This window comes from Helicobacter canis (assembly GCF_900451095.1).
GTDB lineage: Bacteria > Campylobacterota > Campylobacteria > Campylobacterales > Helicobacteraceae > Helicobacter_B > Helicobacter_B zhangjianzhongii.
This window is the reverse complement of record NZ_UGHV01000001.1, coordinates 1,862,894-1,879,359: the sequence shown is the minus strand read 5'-3', so window position 1 is coordinate 1,879,359 and position 16,466 is coordinate 1,862,894. Positions and strand designations below refer to the sequence as shown.

Annotated in this window: 13 protein-coding genes; 11 read left to right on the top strand and 2 right to left on the bottom strand. The window is 46.4% G+C overall.

The annotated features are described in order from the left end of the window. The first annotated feature begins 1 nt into the window (after nucleotide 1). The 11 genes from recJ (at nucleotide 2) to DX060_RS08775 (ending at nucleotide 15,227) form a co-directional block, all read left to right on the top strand. Entirely contained in the window at nucleotides 2-1,645 is a 1,644-nt protein-coding gene (gene recJ, locus DX060_RS08820; RefSeq protein WP_115012103.1) for a single-stranded-DNA-specific exonuclease RecJ, read from the top strand. Beyond that, a complete protein-coding gene (locus DX060_RS12155) occupies nucleotides 1,642-2,571 on the top strand; it encodes a hypothetical protein (RefSeq protein WP_258552268.1) in 930 nt (309 codons plus the stop codon). Before recJ ends, DX060_RS12155 begins: the two co-directional genes overlap by 4 nt. After that, nucleotides 2,544-5,558, top strand: a complete 3,015-nt coding sequence (locus tag DX060_RS08815) for a Smr/MutS family protein (protein WP_309473202.1) — start codon at nucleotides 2,544-2,546, stop codon at nucleotides 5,556-5,558. The genes DX060_RS12155 and DX060_RS08815 overlap by 28 nt, the downstream gene beginning before the upstream one ends. Continuing rightward, the gene (locus DX060_RS08810) at nucleotides 5,555-7,216 is read left to right on the top strand and encodes a hypothetical protein (RefSeq protein WP_147278823.1); all 1,662 of its coding nucleotides are present in this window, start codon (nucleotides 5,555-5,557) and stop codon (nucleotides 7,214-7,216) included. The genes DX060_RS08815 and DX060_RS08810 overlap by 4 nt, the downstream gene beginning before the upstream one ends. Before the next feature lie 44 nt (nucleotides 7,217-7,260). Next, nucleotides 7,261-8,190, top strand: a complete 930-nt coding sequence (locus DX060_RS08805; protein ID WP_115012100.1) for a ribose-phosphate pyrophosphokinase — start codon at nucleotides 7,261-7,263, stop codon at nucleotides 8,188-8,190. A 9-nt stretch (nucleotides 8,191-8,199) separates the two neighbouring features. Then, the gene (locus DX060_RS08800) at nucleotides 8,200-9,060 is read left to right on the top strand and encodes an ATP phosphoribosyltransferase regulatory subunit (protein ID WP_115012099.1); all 861 of its coding nucleotides are present in this window, start codon (nucleotides 8,200-8,202) and stop codon (nucleotides 9,058-9,060) included. A 9-nt stretch (nucleotides 9,061-9,069) separates the two neighbouring features. Beyond that, a complete protein-coding gene (locus DX060_RS08795; RefSeq protein ID WP_115012098.1) occupies nucleotides 9,070-10,332 on the top strand; it encodes an adenylosuccinate synthase in 1,263 nt (420 codons plus the stop codon). Between the two features lie 12 nt (nucleotides 10,333-10,344). Further along, complete coding sequence (locus DX060_RS08790) at nucleotides 10,345-10,764, top strand: flagellar FliJ family protein (protein WP_115012097.1); 420 nt, start codon at nucleotides 10,345-10,347, stop codon at nucleotides 10,762-10,764. Further along, on the top strand, nucleotides 10,761-11,432 hold the full coding sequence (locus DX060_RS08785) for a MotE family protein (protein ID WP_181814263.1): 672 nt from the start codon (nucleotides 10,761-10,763) through the stop codon (nucleotides 11,430-11,432). Before DX060_RS08790 ends, DX060_RS08785 begins: the two co-directional genes overlap by 4 nt. Nucleotides 11,433-11,659: 227 nt before the next feature. After that, entirely contained in the window at nucleotides 11,660-13,576 is a 1,917-nt protein-coding gene (locus tag DX060_RS08780; protein WP_115012096.1) for a DUF1561 family protein, read from the top strand. Between the two features lie 76 nt (nucleotides 13,577-13,652). Then, on the top strand, nucleotides 13,653-15,227 hold the full coding sequence (locus tag DX060_RS08775; protein WP_258552267.1) for an SLC13 family permease: 1,575 nt from the start codon (nucleotides 13,653-13,655) through the stop codon (nucleotides 15,225-15,227). A 62-nt stretch (nucleotides 15,228-15,289) separates the two neighbouring features. On the opposite strand, the gene mua is transcribed toward DX060_RS08775, so the two are convergent. Together mua and hypA are read right to left on the bottom strand one after the other, a co-directional pair. Next, nucleotides 15,290-16,012, bottom strand: coding sequence for a nickel-binding protein Mua (gene mua / locus DX060_RS08770; protein WP_115012095.1), 723 nt, complete (start codon nucleotides 16,010-16,012; stop codon nucleotides 15,290-15,292). 30 nt (nucleotides 16,013-16,042) lie between these two features. Then, the gene (hypA, locus tag DX060_RS08765; protein WP_258552266.1) at nucleotides 16,043-16,432 is read right to left on the bottom strand and encodes a hydrogenase/urease nickel incorporation protein HypA; all 390 of its coding nucleotides are present in this window, start codon (nucleotides 16,430-16,432) and stop codon (nucleotides 16,043-16,045) included. Nucleotides 16,433-16,466 lie beyond the last annotated feature (34 nt).

Below are 16,466 nucleotides of genomic sequence, written 5' to 3'. Positions count from 1 at the left end.
GATGTCTCATCGCCCGCTTAGTAAAGAGGACATCTACACCCTTTTACACAATCGCACCAAGCAGTGGGACTTCCCCACGCTATCGACCCTCCCTCACCCATATCAGCTCAAATCCTGCGAGCAGGCGTGTAAATTTCTAGCCCAAAAAATGCGCGAGAATCCAGAGTGCAAGATCTTAGTGGTGGGGGATTATGATGTTGATGGGGTGATTGCTAGTGTGGTTATGATGAAGTTTTTTGCCTTGCTGGGCTATCAGCACATTAGCTATGTGATCCCAAGCCGCTTTAGCGATGGCTATGGTGTGTCAAAGGCGATCATTGAAGCTAATCCAAGCGATGTAGTCATCACCGTGGATAATGGCATAACCGCCTATGAAGCCGCAGAGTATTGCAAGCAGCAGGGCATCGCGCTTATCATCACAGATCATCATATCCCCAAAGATACGCTGCCTAATGCGGACTTCATCATAAATCCCCAGCAAAAGGACTGCACCTTTGCGCAAAAAGAAATTTGCGGTGCGCTTGTGGCGTGGTATTTTTGCGCGGGGCTAAAGATCGCCCTAGGGGCTAGTGTGGCAATCACGCCGCTTTTAGAGCTTGTGATGCTAGCAACTATTGCTGATATGATGCCGCTTACTCAAATCAACAAATGCATCGTGCTTTATGGGCTAAAGCAGCTGCCTAGCTCGCAAATCCCAGCCCTGCAAAAGCTGCAATCCCGCCTAAAGACGCGCTATATCACTGCTACGGATATTTCCTTTTCACTCACACCTTTACTCAATGCTGCTGGGCGTATGGAAGAAGGGCGCATTGCTAGTGAGTTTTTGCTGCTAGATTCTAGTAGCTTAGAGGCAAATATGCACGCAAGCCAAGAGTCTAATGCCCCCATTAGCACGCAGCTTGCTAGGGCGTTGGATTCTGGGCTAGAGTCGTTGCTGCGGCTCAATCAAAAGCGCAAAGACACGGCAAAATCTGTCCTAGAATCCGCCATAGCCACTGCCATTGTCTATGATAATGCCGTGATTGCAAAGGGAGAGGATTGGCACGAGGGGGTGCTAGGCATTGTCGCTGCGCAAATGGCAAACCACTACAAAAAGCCAGCTATCGTGCTAGCACGCACTAAGGAGCTAGGGCTAGAATCTATGCTAAAGGGCAGCGCGAGATCCTATGGCGAGGCGGATTTGATGAGTGTGCTGCTTGGGGCTAGGGAGATTCTAGGGGAGTTTGGCGGGCATAGCAAGGCGGCTGGGCTTAGCGTGGAGTGTGAGCGATTTGATAGATTGTGTGCGTATTTGGAGGGCTTGTGCGAGCTACCACAATGCCAAAGCACGCAAGAGGGGCTTGAGATTTTGCCTATTGATGTTAAAGATATTGACACAGAGCTATTTGCACTTTTGCAGAGATTTGAGCCTTATGGGCAGGGCAATCCAAAGCCTATCTTGCAAGCTAGGCTACAAATCCGCCAGATAAGCCCTATAAAACAGCATAAAAAGCTGCGGTTTTTTGGCACGGATCTTTGGGGGATTTGCTTTTTTTGCGAGCAGGAGCTTAGGGTCAAAGAGTGGATTCTAGCGAGCTTTAGTATGCAGATGGATGCGTATAGGGGGGTGCCGATGATGGTGTTGCAAGAAGTGGAGAGGCTGTGAGAAAGTATAAGGATTCGGCTTTGCTTGGCGGGGATTCAGCTTGCGGGCTAGAATCGCGGATTTCATCGCCGCGCTTCGTCGATAGACCATCGAGTCTTATCTCCTTGCGCGGCTTGAAAAGCCACGATTCTAGCTCCACAATCTTAGAATCCCAAAGCGGCTTTACAAAACAAGTTGAAAACCTAGAATCCACTTTTGAAAGCAATACCGCAAAACAAGCGAAGCGGTGCAAGGCGAAGCCGCAGCAGGTTTCTTTAGTAATTCCTAGAATCCTTGGAGAAGACAATCAGGGCGATTTTGAAAAATCGGTTGTGTCGTCATTGCGAGCGAGCTTTGCTCGCGTGGCAATCCACAAAAACAACGCCAAAATCCTAGAATCCACTTTTGAAAATTACAAACACAAAACACAAAGCATAGCTTCTTTAGAAAAAGTGGATTCTAAGATTGAAGCCTTTTTATTGTCATTGCGAGCCGACTTGTCGGCGTGGCAATCCACACAAACAAAGACTCACAACCTAGAATCCACTTTTGAAAAATCGCAAAAAGTGGATCGCCACGCAATCGCTGCCGCGCTTGCTTGTAATGACAAAGTGGGGGGAGTGGATCGCCACGCGGATTTTCAATCCGCTCGCAATGACGGAGCAATAGCCGCAAGTCAAAAAGTGGATTCTAGGGAAAATGCAAAAATTTTAAACGAGTCGCAAAATACAAAAGCCCAAAGTGTGTTTGATAGCGAGGCGGCAGGATGTTTGATGAAAAAGCGGGGTTGTGCAGCCTTTTGTGCGGAGATAAGCCTAGTTGGCTTTTCCACAAACAAAAGGCAAACTCCCCGCTTTTTCGCAAAACAAGCAAAGCGGTGCAAGCCGAAGCCAAAGCAGGTTTCTTTAGTAAAAAGCCAATGCCTGCACTACAAAAAGGCACTTTAATGCTAACCCATCAAGACTCTCGCCTAGCCCAAGCCCTTGATCTAGATGAGTTTCTCACACATTTTCACACCTATCTAGCTCGCCCCAAGCCGCTTTATCTACAAGGCGATATGCAGCTCTATCACACGATGTTGCGCGAGATGGATTCTATGCAACTCCCCTCTTTGCCAGCTCTTGCGGACTTCTCTCACGCATTTTTACTCCTGCAAAAGCGTGGCACGCTAAGCTTGCAAGATATTTGGGGCTTTGCTAGGGAGCTAGAGTTTTTTGCCACTTTGCAAGAGGCTTTGCACCCTTACCCAGAGTCTCAATTCCACGCTTTTGTGGCAAAGATCCTTATCCCAGCGCATTTGCTTCAGGCGTTTTGTATCTTTGATGAAAAAGGCGAGATACAAGCAGGGCGATTTGCTCATATCGATAATATCCGCGCACAGCTCTCCAGCACGCAAGGCTCCATCCAGCAAGCTCTTAATGCCCTGCTAGCAAAAGAGAGTCTAGCCCCCTATCTTGTGGATAAGCAAATCCACTTCATCTATGATGCGCAAACCCTTTTGCTAAAGGCGGGCTACACGCGCGCGCTTAAGGGCTCTGTGCTTGATCGCACGCAAGGGGGGTTTTTCTATGTGCTGCCAAGCGAGATCGCTAGGCTCTATGATAAGCTCCAAGAGCTGCGCGATGTGTATGCTCTAGAGGTGCGCAAGCTTTGTGAGAGTCTTAGCGAGATTGCGCGTGGGGAGCTTAGGTTTTTGCGGTTTTTGGATAGGCAGTTTGATGTGGTGGATTTGTTGTGTGGGAGGGTGGGGTTTGCGAGAGATCTAGGGCTAGAGTTTGTTTTAGCAAAAGTGGATTCTAGTGGTGGGGATTCGGCTTTGCGCGATAAAGCAGGGAGTTTGTGGCTCGCTTCGTCGATAGACACCCAAGTCTTATCTCCTTGCTCGCCACTGCACAACCCTGCTTTCTCATCGCAAATCCTAGAATCCCAAAATGGCTTTACAGAAACAGCTCAAAAGGTAGAATCCACTTTTGAAAGCCCTACCGCAATTCCTAGAATCCTAGAAAAAGAAAAAGGGGCTGGGCGTGAAAAATCCTGCCGCGAGCAACTTCAAGCAAAATTCGCCCAATCCCTAGAATCCCAAAATGGCTTTACAGAAACAACGCAATCCCTAGAATCCACTTTTGAAAAATCGCAAAAAGTGGATTGCCACGCAAGCACTATCGCGCTTGCTCGCAATGACGATAAAAACGGCGTTAGTAAAAAAGTGGATTCTAGGGAAAATGCTGAAAGATTAAACACGCCGCAAAACGAAAAAGTAGAAAGTGCGTTTGATAGCGAGGCGGAAGGATTGTGCGACAACAACGCAGAGACTGAAAATGTGTTTGATAAACAAGCCGCAGGCGGCAGGATTTTTCTAAAGAAACTTCGTTTTGTGGGTTGCGCGAGGCGAGGCGAGGGCGAAGGGATTTACCTAGCGGAGAGCCAAGCCCTCGCCGCAGACTCCCGCAAAACAAGCGAAGCGCAGTTTCTTCAGAAAAGCGCGCAAAACAAGCGAAGCGCAGTTTCTTCAGAAAAGCCAACGCCAAAACCAAACAAAGCCCAATCCTCTAGCAAAACCATAATCCTTCATAGCTTCTGCCACCCTATTTTGAAAAACCCCAAACCCTTAACCCTTACCTTTGACAAAGGCTTGCTGCTGCTTACAGGCGTCAATGCCGGGGGCAAGACAATGCTGCTAAAATCACTCCTAAGTGCAGCCTTTTTGGCAAAGCTTTTGCTGCCTATGAAAATCAACGCCCACAAAAGCCATATCCCCCACTACAAGCATATCTATGCCATTATCTCAAACCCTCAAAGCTCTAGAGATGATATAAGCACTTTTGCAGGGAGGGTGCTAGAGCTTAGTCGGCAGCTAGATAAAGATGATATGCTTTTAGGCATTGATGAAATCGAGCTAGGCACAGATGCGGACGAGGCTGCTAGCTTGTATAATGTGCTTTTAGAGCTTTTGCTTGATAGGCACGCCAAGCTTGTAGTAACCACCCACCACAAACGCCTAGCCGCCCTTATGGCGAAAGATCCTAGGATCCAGCTAGCAGCAGCGATGTTTGATGTGGAGAAATCTTGCGCTAGCTATACATTTTTGCACGGCAGTATTGGCAAAAGCTATGCCTTTGAAATCGCACAGAAATTTGGCATACCAAAGCATATTATCGCGCGAGCCAAAGAGCATTATGGCAGTGATAAAGAGCGGCTAAACGCCCTTATAGAGCAAAGCAGCAGCCTTAGCCTAGAGCTAGAGTCCAAAGCCCAAGAGCTACAAAAGCGTATCCAAAAGGCTCGCAATGCCAAAGAGGCTTATAGTGAGAAAATCGATGAGCTAGAGCGGGCATACAAAGCAAGGGAAAGGGAGCTAGAATCCACTTTTAACAAAGCCTTACAAGCCCTAAAAGCACAGGCAAACACGCAAGAAGATCTGCATAGAAACTTCAACCGCGCACACGAGATTGTGCGCCACAAGCCCAAGTCTCCGCCTAGTCCAAAGCCTGTGCATAAGGAGTTTGCCACAGGGGATCTGGCACGCTATGGAGAGTGCAATGCGCGTATCCTCCGCAGTGAAAAGCGGCATTGTCTTATCGAGCTAGAATCTGGTATGCGCCTAAAGGTAGAAAAAAGCCAGCTTAAGAGCCCAAGCAAAGCTAGCTTACAAGCACACAATGCGACAAAAACGACTCTATCTTATACCCCAAAGGCAAGTGTGAAGCTAGACTTACACGGCTTGCGAGCAGAAGAAGCCTTGCAAAAGCTTGGGGATTTTATCAGCGATAGCTTAATCGCGGGCTTTGATGAGGTGCTGATTTTCCACGGCATTGGCACAGGGGTGCTCTCAGCGGTGGTAAAAGACTTTTTGCAAAATCACCCTAAAGTCGTGTCCTTTAGCGATGCGCCACCAAATATGGGCGGCTATGGCGCGAAGCTGGTGCGGCTATGATGAGATTGCTTGTGTGCTGTGTGCTTGGCGTATCAGTCGCGCTAGGTGCGAGCATAGATTGTGCTAGAAAGAGTGCGGATCCTGCGTGCAAGCATAGGGCATTTAGCTTTGTGGGGGCTAGGGATTTTGTGCGGTTTTTTACCCCAGCTCCTACGCCTATTGCCATAGATTCTAGGGCGAAAGAGCTAGAATCTAGCTTGGGTATTTTCCCCCTAGTTGCTAATCCATTTGCGCCATTTATCCACGATCAAAGCCCAGAGTCCTTGGCATTTGCCCCAAGCGCAATACTTCGCATAAGTGCCAAAGCCTTTGAAAAAGAGCTAGCATCAAGGAAGAGATTATTACAAGCACAAGCCGTGCTATTTCAAGCGATGAGAGATGATCAGGCAAAGCGCGATGATAAGGAGATCTATCTCACTCTAGCAATGCTAGAGTATCGCCTAAATGGATTCTACCATTTGCGCACTTTGGCGGCATATATCCGTGCATATTTGCACGCAGGCGGGAGCAAGGAGCGTGTGCCTAAGCCCCTTGCGCCTTTCCTAGATTCTAGGGCAGAAGTAGCCCTGCCTAGTTTTAAGCGCGTTGTGTCATCATTGCTGCTAGAGCATTCTACAAATGCCCCAGCAGCTAGTGCGCATTGGTTTGTTTCTAGCTATGGGCAGAGTCAAGAGGCTTTTGTGCGTATTTTTACACAAGGGGCGCGATCTTGTGTGGGGATTATCACTAAGGATTCTAAAGGGGTTGCCACAACGCAGGGTGTTGCCTGCTTGCCGTATTTTGTCGATGAGCTATTGCTGCTGCCTTTTGATGAAAGGCTCTATATCATCGGGGGCGATAGAATCTATCTTGTCCCAAGTCCGCTATTTACGCACCCTGCGCTTACTTATGCCATTATGCACTATCAGGAGAAAAATCGCCCAAATCTTTGCCCCTATAGCGCGCAGCTGCGTGATGATGGCAAGGAAGAGCATTTAGCAAGCGATCTTGCTCGTGCGGGCTATGGGGTGGATTCTAGTAAAAAGGCTTTGAGCAAATGGCAAGAGGACTTTGCTTTGGGCGATGAGACAATGCGTGTGGAGTATCTAGGGTATATTGATGTGTTTAATGATGGCTCTAGTGTGCCTGTGGCTCGCACGCATACAAGCATTGTCCCATATCTGCCCTTGTATGAGGCATTTACCCTTGATCCTACAAGCTTGCAAGCAGATATTGTCTTAAGCCATCCTAGTATGGCGATCAATGGGCGGATTGCTTCGCTATTTTTTATCCGCTATGAGGGTGAGATTGTCGGCTGTGTGCGCGATGAGCGACATAGAGAAGAAAGGCTTTTTAGATTCTATAAAGATAGCCCGCCTAAGCTTATTAAGCATAATCACCTAGAAAGCTCACTACACTCCATAGAAGAGATAGCCCCCCTGCCTAGCACACCACAATCTGCTTGCTATTTTGATGGGTCTAAGCACAGCTCAAATCCACGATACAAAGATAGCCGATATGGGCTTTTGGCACTTGGGGAGCAAATTATCTCACAAGGGCGTTTGTGTGATGAGACATTGCAAAAGGCACTTGTAGCCTGCAAGAATCTTGCCACAGAAAATGATGCGCTAGAATGTCGGCTTGATCGCATAAATAAGGCGATAGAAAATGTGCTATAATCTAGGGCAGATGCAGTGTATATCTTAATGAAGAAAGGTTATGTATGAGAGGGTTTAAGGTGTTTAGTGGCAATGCACATAAAGAGTTTGGGCAGGAGTTTGCCAAGCATTTAGATGTCGTGCTTAGTAAGATTATGATCAATCGCTTTAGCGATGGCGAGATCGGCGTGCAGATCCAAGAATCCGTGCGCGGCAAAGATGTCTTCATAATCCAGCCTACTTGTATGCCAACTAATGACAATCTTATGGAGCTACTCATTATGAGCGATGCTTTTAAGCGCAGCTCTGCTAGCTCTATCACGGCAATTATCCCCTACTTTGGCTATGCGAGGCAGGATCGCAAAGCCGCCCCACGCGTGCCAATTACTGCCAAGCTTGTGGCAAACCTTATCCAAAATGCGGGCATTGATCGCGTGATCACTATGGATTTACACGCAGGGCAGATACAGGGCTTTTTTGATATTCCGGTGGATAATCTCTATGGCTCTATTATTTTCCAAGACCATATCCGCAGCAAAAAGCTCCCAAATCCCATCATCGCTAGCCCAGATATTGGCGGTGTGGCTAGGGCTAGGTATTTTGGGCAAAAGCTTGGGCTTGATTTGGTCATTGTCGATAAGCGCAGGGAGAGGGCAAATGAAAGTGAAGTGATGAATATCATCGGTGATGTGAGCGGTAAAGATGTGATTTTGGTCGATGATATGATCGATACTGCTGGGACAATGTGCAAAGCCGCTCAAGCACTCAAAGATAAAGGTGCTACTTCTGTGATGGCTCTAGGCACACACGCGATTTTAAGCGGTCCGGCGATTTCTCGCATACAAGAGAGCGTGCTTGATGAGGTGATTGTAAGCAATTCTATCCCTTTGCATAAAGCGTGTGAGAAGATCACCGTGCTAAATGTTGCGCCATTGTTTGCGGAAGTTGTGCGTAGAATCTACCACAATGAAAGTGTCAATTCACTATTTATGTAAAGAGTGGCTATGGTTTTTGAACACGAGATCCCAGAGGGGACGAAGCTGTATTTTGGCAAGAGTGCTAGGATCAAGCGCGAGCTAGAGAGTGCGGCGTGCGAGATATTCTATCGCCATAATTTTGAAGAAGTGGTTACGCCGTATTTTTCTTACCTTGAGCATCAGCAAAACTTCTCCGATCGGCATTTGATCCGCCTAAGTAGCCAAAACAATCACCAAATCTCTCTGCGCTATGACTCCACAATCGATACTATCCGCACGATCACCAAAAGGCTAGGGCGAGCGACTAGCCATAAGAAGTGGTTTTATATCCAGCCTGTGTTTAGCTATCCTACTAATGAGATTTATCAAATCGGCGCAGAATCCATCCACGATGGAAATTTGCAGAGTATGATTGGCATTGGGCTTGAGATTTTGTCTCGTTGTGGTGTTAAGGCGATCTTGCAATTTAGCAATATTAAGATTCTAGAGCTTACCCTAGCAGAAATTGGCATAGATAAAGACACTTACAGATCCCTATCACTGCGCCAGATCGCGCAAAAAGCACGCTTTGTGCAAGATCTTTTGCGTATCAATAGCTTGCACGATCTTGATAGCTTCTTGCCAGATGCGCCGATGTTTGTGCGCTTTGAGCTAGAGCGATTATCCCATAAAGCGCACGCGTGTGGGTATGAGCATATCCTAATCTCGCCGCTTGAGTTGCCGCTTGTGGATTATTATGATGATGTGGTTTTCCGTATTTTTAGCGAGAATGACACGCTTGTGCTTGGCGGTAAATACAATATCCAAGAGTGCTTGTGCTGTGGGTTTGGGATTTATGTGGATAATGTGATTGGTCATATTCTGGCACATAATTTAGCAAAAGAGTAAGGAGAGTATATGGCAGATTTGATTGTGGGGATTCAGTGGGGTGATGAGGGCAAGGGCAAGATTGTCGATGTGCTGGCAAAGGATTATGACTATATTGTCCGCTATCAAGGAGGGCATAATGCTGGGCATACTATTGTTGTGGGTGATACAAAATACGCCTTACACCTAATCCCTTCGGGTATCATCACGCCTAATTGCCTAAATATCATTGGCAATGGCGTGGTGATCGAGCCTAGCGCACTCATTGAAGAAATGCGACAATTTGGCGGCGAGCAGGCTTTGCTTGGGAGGCTGTTTATCTCTGATAGGGCGCATATTATCCTGCCCTTTCATCAAAAAGTGGATTCTAGCCTAGAATCCACAAACGCCATAGGCACGACCAAAAAGGGCATAGGACCTTGCTATACGGATAAAATCGCGCGTATAGGGCTAAGGGCGTGTGATGTGCGCAACTTCCCCGCACAAAGGCAAGCTATCACCGCGCGTTTAAGTGAGCGCGTGCAGAGCTTGATAGAATCTGGCGTGTTAGATTCTAGTGTAGAAGAGCTTGTGCAAGCAAGCTTAGAGTCCCTAGAATCCGCCCATAAGATTCTATCGCCCTTTATCACTGATACGACTGCGCTACTTTGGGAAGCACAAGAGCAGGGCAAAAAGATTTTGCTAGAGGGCGCACAAGGCAGTATGCTTGATATTGATCACGGCACTTACCCCTTTGTAACAAGCTCGACTACCATTGCCGCAGGATCTTGCGCTGGGAGTGGGCTAGCCCCGCGCGATATTACTAGCGTGCTTGGGATTATGAAAGCTTACTGCACGCGCGTGGGACACGGACCTTTCCCTACTGAAGATCGTGGTGAGTATGGGAGGATCTTGCGCGATAAGGGCGCGGAATTTGGCACGACTACGGGACGCGAGCGGCGGTGCGGGAGCTTTGATGCCCTTGCTGCGCGCTATGCGTGCAAGCTTAATGGCTGTGATAAAATCGCGCTAATGAAGCTTGATGTGCTAGATGGATTTGAGACAATTGCTGTGTGTGTGGCATATCAATACCAAGGGCGAAAGATTGAGTATGTGCCAAGTGATTTAGAAAATGCCACGCCAATGTATGAGATCCTGCCCGGCTGGGCTGGAGAGATGAGCAAGGGGGTGAAAAGCTATGATGCCCTGCCAGAAAATGCAAAGGCGTATATCGCGCGTTTAGAGGAGCTTGTGGGGGTGAAAATCGCCCTTATCTCAACAGGTGCAGAGAGAAGCGAGATCATTTATCGCTAGAATCCACTTTTGATGAAAACACCATTTGACAAGCTTATCAAAGCCCAAGAGCAAAAGCTCTCTTTATGTGAGCAGCATATTGTCCGCTACAACAACGAAATCGCCGCCAAGCAAAGCCAAGTCAATGGGCTAATCGAGCAAATCGCCACGATGAATCTCCCGCAGTCAGGGGATTTTAGTGTGTTTCTCCAAGCCAATGCCAAAAGAAGGGCGTTTGTCTTTGAAATAGATTCTATACAAGAGCAGATCGCCCACGACAAGGCGCGGATACAGGAGCTAGAGCAAGAGTATCGGCTGCTGTGTATGGAGTTTGAAAAGCTTAAACATATCCGCGATAAAGAGCGCGAAAAGTTTCTTAAAGCACTTAAGCAAAAAGAGCGCAAAGAGCTTGATGAAATTGCAATCCTACTTTACAAAAAGGAGCCATTGTGAGAATTTTAGTAGCAGTGCTGGTGTGTGTGTTGTCTGTGGTCTATGCGGAGAAAAAGGAGCCAAATCCTGACGCGCTTTTGCAGTGTAATGCAATCTTTGAAGCGCGTAAAGATGAAATCGCTCAAAACTTACGCACCTTGAATGAAAAAATGCAAAATCTCGAAGCCTACAAAAATGCCACACAAAATATCCTAGATCAAAAGCAGGCAAAGCTACAAGAGCAAGAGCAAGCCTTGAAAGCTAAAATAGAAGAAGCTACCAAAGAAGCCCAAAAGCAAGCAAAACTTCAAGATGATAAGAAAAAAGCCATAGAGGCACTGATCGCTAAAAATGAAGCCTTGCTAAAAGAGATCCAATCATCTGCAAACACTAAAGTCGCAAAGAGTTTTTCTGGTATGAAAGATTCTAAAGCCGCGCCAATTATCGCAGAGCTAGATGATGCAGAAGCAGCGACTATACTCTCATCACTCACTGCTGCGGAGATGGCAAAGATCCTAGCTAAAATGGACGCCAAGCGCGCCGCAGAGCTTACTAAAATCATCGCCAAAGGACCGCCCTTTAGCAATGATAAGCCAAAATCTAGTCCAAAAGTAGCAGAGGTGCCCGGCGATAGCCCAAAGGCTCCTGAGCAAGATCAAGTAGATTTCCAAGAAAATGGCGGGATCTAGTCTTATCCAGCCTTTTAGATGATGGCACACTGCTTGGCATAGATCAAGCAGTGTAGATTCTACACGATAGCATTAGTCGCATTTCTAAGGTGCAAGGTCCCACTTTTCTTCATTTATACGAGATACTTACACTACTTATCAATGGATTTTTATTTAATTTTTAAGGTATTAACTAATCATTAGAACAAGTGGCAGTATATTGATATACCCCAAACAAAGGAGTATATATGAAAGTATTATTCACCATAGCCTTTGCCTTGCAAAGTGCTTTATATCCGTTAGCGGCAGAAGTGCTAGAATCTAAGCCTGCTCCTGTGGTGCAGCATAAAGTCCAGCCGCCTAAAGATAGGTCATTGCAAGTTGTTACATCTAAAGGCTACAAGCTGTGCTATGCACCTACTTTTTCAAGCTACGCAGCTCATTACTCTTATATTGGGCTTGTGGATTGCTCATCAAGGAGGGCGATCCCAGCTAGATTTGATGCCTTTGGGCGCATTGGCTTTAATATCAACAAAACTTGGCTTTGCTTGACTGCGCCAGATTCTGTATGGGCGAGAGAAAAGACATTTGACTATCTCTTCCTTTCCCCTTGTGTCATCAATCTCAAAGCCCAGCAGTGGAAAGTCCAAAATGGGCGGTTTGTCTCACGCGAGGCATTTTATAGCATTAAAGATGATGGTAGCTATCTCTATGCTGCAAAGCCAAGGGATAAAAAGCTCTTTTTTCATAAGCTCTCACCAAGTATGACAGAGTGGTCAAAAACAATCGCTATGCCCGGGAATCTAAGTATTTTTATGTGGATTGGCTGGGATTTGATCGATCGCTATGGACAGCAACGCTACTTTTTACGCAGTAATTATTCTGATAAAAACACGATGATTTTATACTACAACCTAATGAGTGGGCATATCGCAGAATACTATGAGCCAACAGGGCGATTGTATTGTATGTATTCTGATACACGCAAGCAGAATTGGGACTGGGTGTGGTGGGCATTGTGCGATGATACAAAGCCCCCTAAAGTCAATCGCGCATATTTTAAGCCTATCCCTGTGGGGCAGAATCTCTACTCCTTTGAGGATAAAGATGGCAATATCCTGCGTGTAACGCGCTATGGATATTATTGGGGTGTGCCTTATACGGTCAATAAGCGATATATCGCCAAAGACACGGGCAAAAGCCCTACCTCTGCCTTTGTTGTTGATCCTTATATGGAAGTGTGGCTGCGCTTTATTTATGCGAATGCCGGGAGGAATTTGCATAATTGCCCAGCTCCGGGGCATTGGCTTGGGGATCCCTATAAGAAAAAGACAAATATCCCGCCCTTGCCACCAAGCTTTAATCTAAGTGAGCAGTGGATACAGCGGCTTTTTGCCATTGATTACAGCACAGATATGACAACCCCTGCAAGTGGGATTTGCGGTGTATGTCTGCTACAAGCATATCAAATGATAGCCGAGCTACTGCATTTTCAAACCCCTCTTACAAGTGGCGGATATTTTTTTGACACAGCACCGGGTAGGAATCCTTTTCCCTCCTTTCAAGCTAGAAACTCTATCTTGCACCAAACGCTAGAAGATATTATGAGCTACTATAATTATCCTGTTACAGGGCGTAGGGATTCGTTTTTGCGCAATGTGGAGAGGGCGTATGCAAGCAGTATTTCTATGCTGCCGCAGTATGATTGGACAATGCTTGGGCAAGGGGTAACACAAGCTGAAGTAGATAGCCTTATGCAACGCGTGATCAACTCCCCTGCTGGGAGTGTGTTTCTTTTTACAATGGCGAGATTTGATCCAGATTTACGCACGCTAACCGCGCACGCTGTGCCTGTTTTACGCTTGCAAAGTGGCGTGGTAACAATCCCCGCAAACTCTCTTGTAACTATGGAGGAGTATCGGGCGAGATTAGTGCCTGCAAATAGTGTAGCCGAGCTTAGAGAGCGGCTGGGGCGATTTGCAGGGAGACATATCAATGTCGTGGGGCTTGGGGTATTTTCAGTGGATAGGGCATATCGCAATGGCTTTGAAGGCATTGTGTCTTTGAGTGATTGCAGTGGTGATGGGAGCGATAGGAGGGGGAATGGACTTTTGCCCTTGCCAGAGCTTTTAAATCAGTGCATAAGCGGGCGGTGTGAATACTAGATCTAGCCTTAGAGCCAAGTAGCCATATCACGCTAATGTGTGCTAGAATTGCGCAAGACTCAGCAGGGGAGAATCTATGCACGAATCTACACAGCCTACCACACAGGAAAAAGATCTTACACAAGCTTCATCTAGCCTAGATTCTAGCGCGCAAGACTCTAGGCTACCACCTAAGCTAGAATCCACTTTACTAGATTCTGCCAAAGACTCTCTGCTAGAATCTAATCTCAACTCCACAGAATCCACCCTGCTAGATTCCGCTCAAAAATCCACCCCGCAAGAGCAACGAGTGATAAAAATCATTCTAGGTGTGGGCATTGCCCTTGTGCTTGGCATTATCGCAGCGATTGTAGCAAGAGTGTATCTTGGAGCGTCTTTTAAGGTTTCAGCCTTGCTTGGCATTATTGCCCTGCTTGTTACACTCTGGACGAATAAAGCCCTGCCGCTAGGCGTTGTCTCACTTTTGCCTATTATCCTTTTCCCAAGCTTTGGCATACTTGATACCAAAAGTGCTACGGCAAATTATGCTAATCCTATCATTTATCTCTTTTTAGGTGGTTTTATGCTCGCTACCGCCACAGAAAAAATTGGGCTTCATAAAATCATCGCTAAAAAGTTTCTCTCCCTTTTTCCGCAAAATCCTAAGGGCGTCATCTCTGCTTTGGGGCTTGCCTCTTGTGTGCTTGGCACAGCTTTATCAAACTCCACCACCGCGATTTTGCTCCTGCCTATTGCCTTATCAATCACGCAGGATTATTTTCTTAAAATGCGTTTTTTACTCGCTGTGGCATTTGGGGCGAGTATCAGCGGGATTACAACGCCTATTGGCTCACCGCCTAATCTTATCTTTCTAGGATTCTTAGAAAAGCTTGGCTTTGATGGCATAAGCTTTACCACTTGGATTTTTATGATGGCTCCGCTTACTTGCCTTATGCTTTATACGATGATTTATATCCTATCTTTTGGCACACAAGCTCATAGCGTGGAGTTTAAGGCGTTTGAAAATATACAAGTGCGTGCTGAACATAAGCGATTATTATTTTTCATCGCGCTTTTGCTTGTTGTGTTATTTTTAAACTCGCCCATTAAGCCTTTTTACAATGGCTTGGGGCTAAATGAAAATGTGATTTTACTAGCCTTTGGGCTACTTATGTTTGTGCCAAAGCTTGGGTTTTTGGATTGGGATGATTCTAAGTCTATCCCTTATGAGCTGATATTTTTGTTTGGTGCGGGGTTTTGTATCGCCACTGCCTTTTCTCAATCCGAGCTTGGTGGGGTGTTTGAAAGCTATTTTATGCAATTTGCTAATTTGCCATTTTTTGTATTTTTACTCCTTGCTTGTGTTTGTGCGATTATCGCCACAGGCTTTTTAAGCACGACAGCACTGATTGCTATTTTACTCCCTATCATCTACACTGCTACGCAGTCGTTTTTAGTAGCAGATGAGCCGACAATCACAATGCTTGCTATCACAATTTGTGCGAGCTTTTCTTTTATGGTTCCTATCTCCACGCCGCCTAATGCCATAGTCTTTGAAAAAGGCGGTATCAAAGTGTGGGATATGGTGCGATTTGGCTTTTTGCTTAGTGTTGTGGGGATTGTAGCGGTGAGTATCTTTGCCTTTGTATATTGGCGGTGGTTTTTGGGGTAGATTAAGAGCAGGCTAGGATTTAGACAAATGGCTTTGTGGTGTGCTTTGTGGCGTTTGGGGGGCTAGTGTTTGGGGGGCTTGCTTTTTTTGCGTTTGTGGTCTTGAAGCATTTTTTTAAAATCGCTCAAATCCTCTTCTGTGGCGATGATGTCTTTGGAGTCTAGCGGGAGCTGCTGCTCTTGCGTGGCTTTAGATTCTAGTGCGCCCATACCCTCTAGGGCAAGATCGGAGTAAAAGTCGCGTAGCTCGATTTGCAGGCGTTTATTTTCTAGCTCAAGGGAGGAGATGTGGATTTTTAGCGTGCGGTTTTCTTTGAATGCTACGCGATATTTTTTATACACATCTTCGCTAAAGATTTTTTGCGCGGGTTTTGCTTTGGCTATGGAGCCATCTTTTAGGTAGATTTGCACGCTTTTTAGACTGCCGGGTAGGATCTGCTTGCGCGATTCTTGTAGCTCTAGCTTGGCTTTTTTGGCTTGGTTGATGATTTTTTGCACGCTGATTTCATCGTGGAGTTTGGCTAGCTCATTGCTCGCATTGCGTTTTTTGGATTCTAGCTCTTGGATTTGCTCTTTTAGCGCACTCTCTTTGGCGCGCAAGTCTTTTAGCGTGGCTTGTGAGCTTAGGATTTCATCTTTGTAGCTTTGCAGCTCTTTTTGCAAGGAATCTGCCTTATCTATGATCACTCCAGCAAGCTCCCAGCTCTCCTTGATCTGCTCTAAAGTCAGCTCATCGGCGTGCTTGACAAGGTCTTTTAGCAAGTCTTTTGTAAGTGGGGTATCCATAGATTCTCCTTGAGCTTCTCCTTGATCTGCCTACTCTAGCATTTCTAGCCGCAGTAGTAGCATATCTCTGCCTTGCGTGATTTGCACACTCTTGCTCGCGCATTGTGGGCAAGTGGCGTAGTCTTGCTGCTTTGGCGCACTAGTAGTGCCACAAGAGCTACACGCAAGCATTATGGGCTGGATTTGTATCTCTAAATGCGCGTGCTTTGTGTAAATGCTCTCTTCTTTAAAGGTCTCAAACGCGCTTTGTAGCAAAGCTACTTCTATGCCGCTATGCTCGCCAATACCCACGACAATCTTCTCTATCTTACTCGCACCAGAATCTAGCGCGTAGTGATCGCATTGCTCTAGTAGGGCTGTTACGACAGAGTATTCGTGCATTGGGTGGTCTTTCTTCTCGTATTTTGTGGATTTTAGCATATTTTGGTGTGTTTGTGGTTGCGCTATGAAGTCT

What these genes read in the sequence shown, in the direction of transcription:
- recJ (WP_115012103.1), top strand. Translation starts at nt 2, where the DNA reads ATGTCTCATCGCCCGCTTAGTAAAGAGGACATCTACACCCTTTTACAC.
- DX060_RS08815 (WP_309473202.1), top strand. Translation starts at nt 2,544, where the DNA reads ATGCCTGCACTACAAAAAGGCACTTTAATGCTAACCCATCAAGACTCT.
- DX060_RS08810 (WP_147278823.1), top strand. Translation starts at nt 5,555, where the DNA reads ATGATGAGATTGCTTGTGTGCTGTGTGCTTGGCGTATCAGTCGCGCTA.
- DX060_RS08805 (WP_115012100.1), top strand. Translation starts at nt 7,261, where the DNA reads ATGAGAGGGTTTAAGGTGTTTAGTGGCAATGCACATAAAGAGTTTGGG.
- DX060_RS08800 (WP_115012099.1), top strand. Translation starts at nt 8,200, where the DNA reads ATGGTTTTTGAACACGAGATCCCAGAGGGGACGAAGCTGTATTTTGGC.
- DX060_RS08795 (WP_115012098.1), top strand. Translation starts at nt 9,070, where the DNA reads ATGGCAGATTTGATTGTGGGGATTCAGTGGGGTGATGAGGGCAAGGGC.
- DX060_RS08790 (WP_115012097.1), top strand. Translation starts at nt 10,345, where the DNA reads ATGAAAACACCATTTGACAAGCTTATCAAAGCCCAAGAGCAAAAGCTC.
- DX060_RS08780 (WP_115012096.1), top strand. Translation starts at nt 11,660, where the DNA reads ATGAAAGTATTATTCACCATAGCCTTTGCCTTGCAAAGTGCTTTATAT.
- DX060_RS08775 (WP_258552267.1), top strand. Translation starts at nt 13,653, where the DNA reads ATGCACGAATCTACACAGCCTACCACACAGGAAAAAGATCTTACACAA.
- mua (WP_115012095.1), bottom strand. Translation starts at nt 16,012, where the DNA reads ATGGATACCCCACTTACAAAAGACTTGCTAAAAGACCTTGTCAAGCAC.
- hypA (WP_258552266.1), bottom strand. Translation starts at nt 16,432, where the DNA reads ATGCTAAAATCCACAAAATACGAGAAGAAAGACCACCCAATGCACGAA.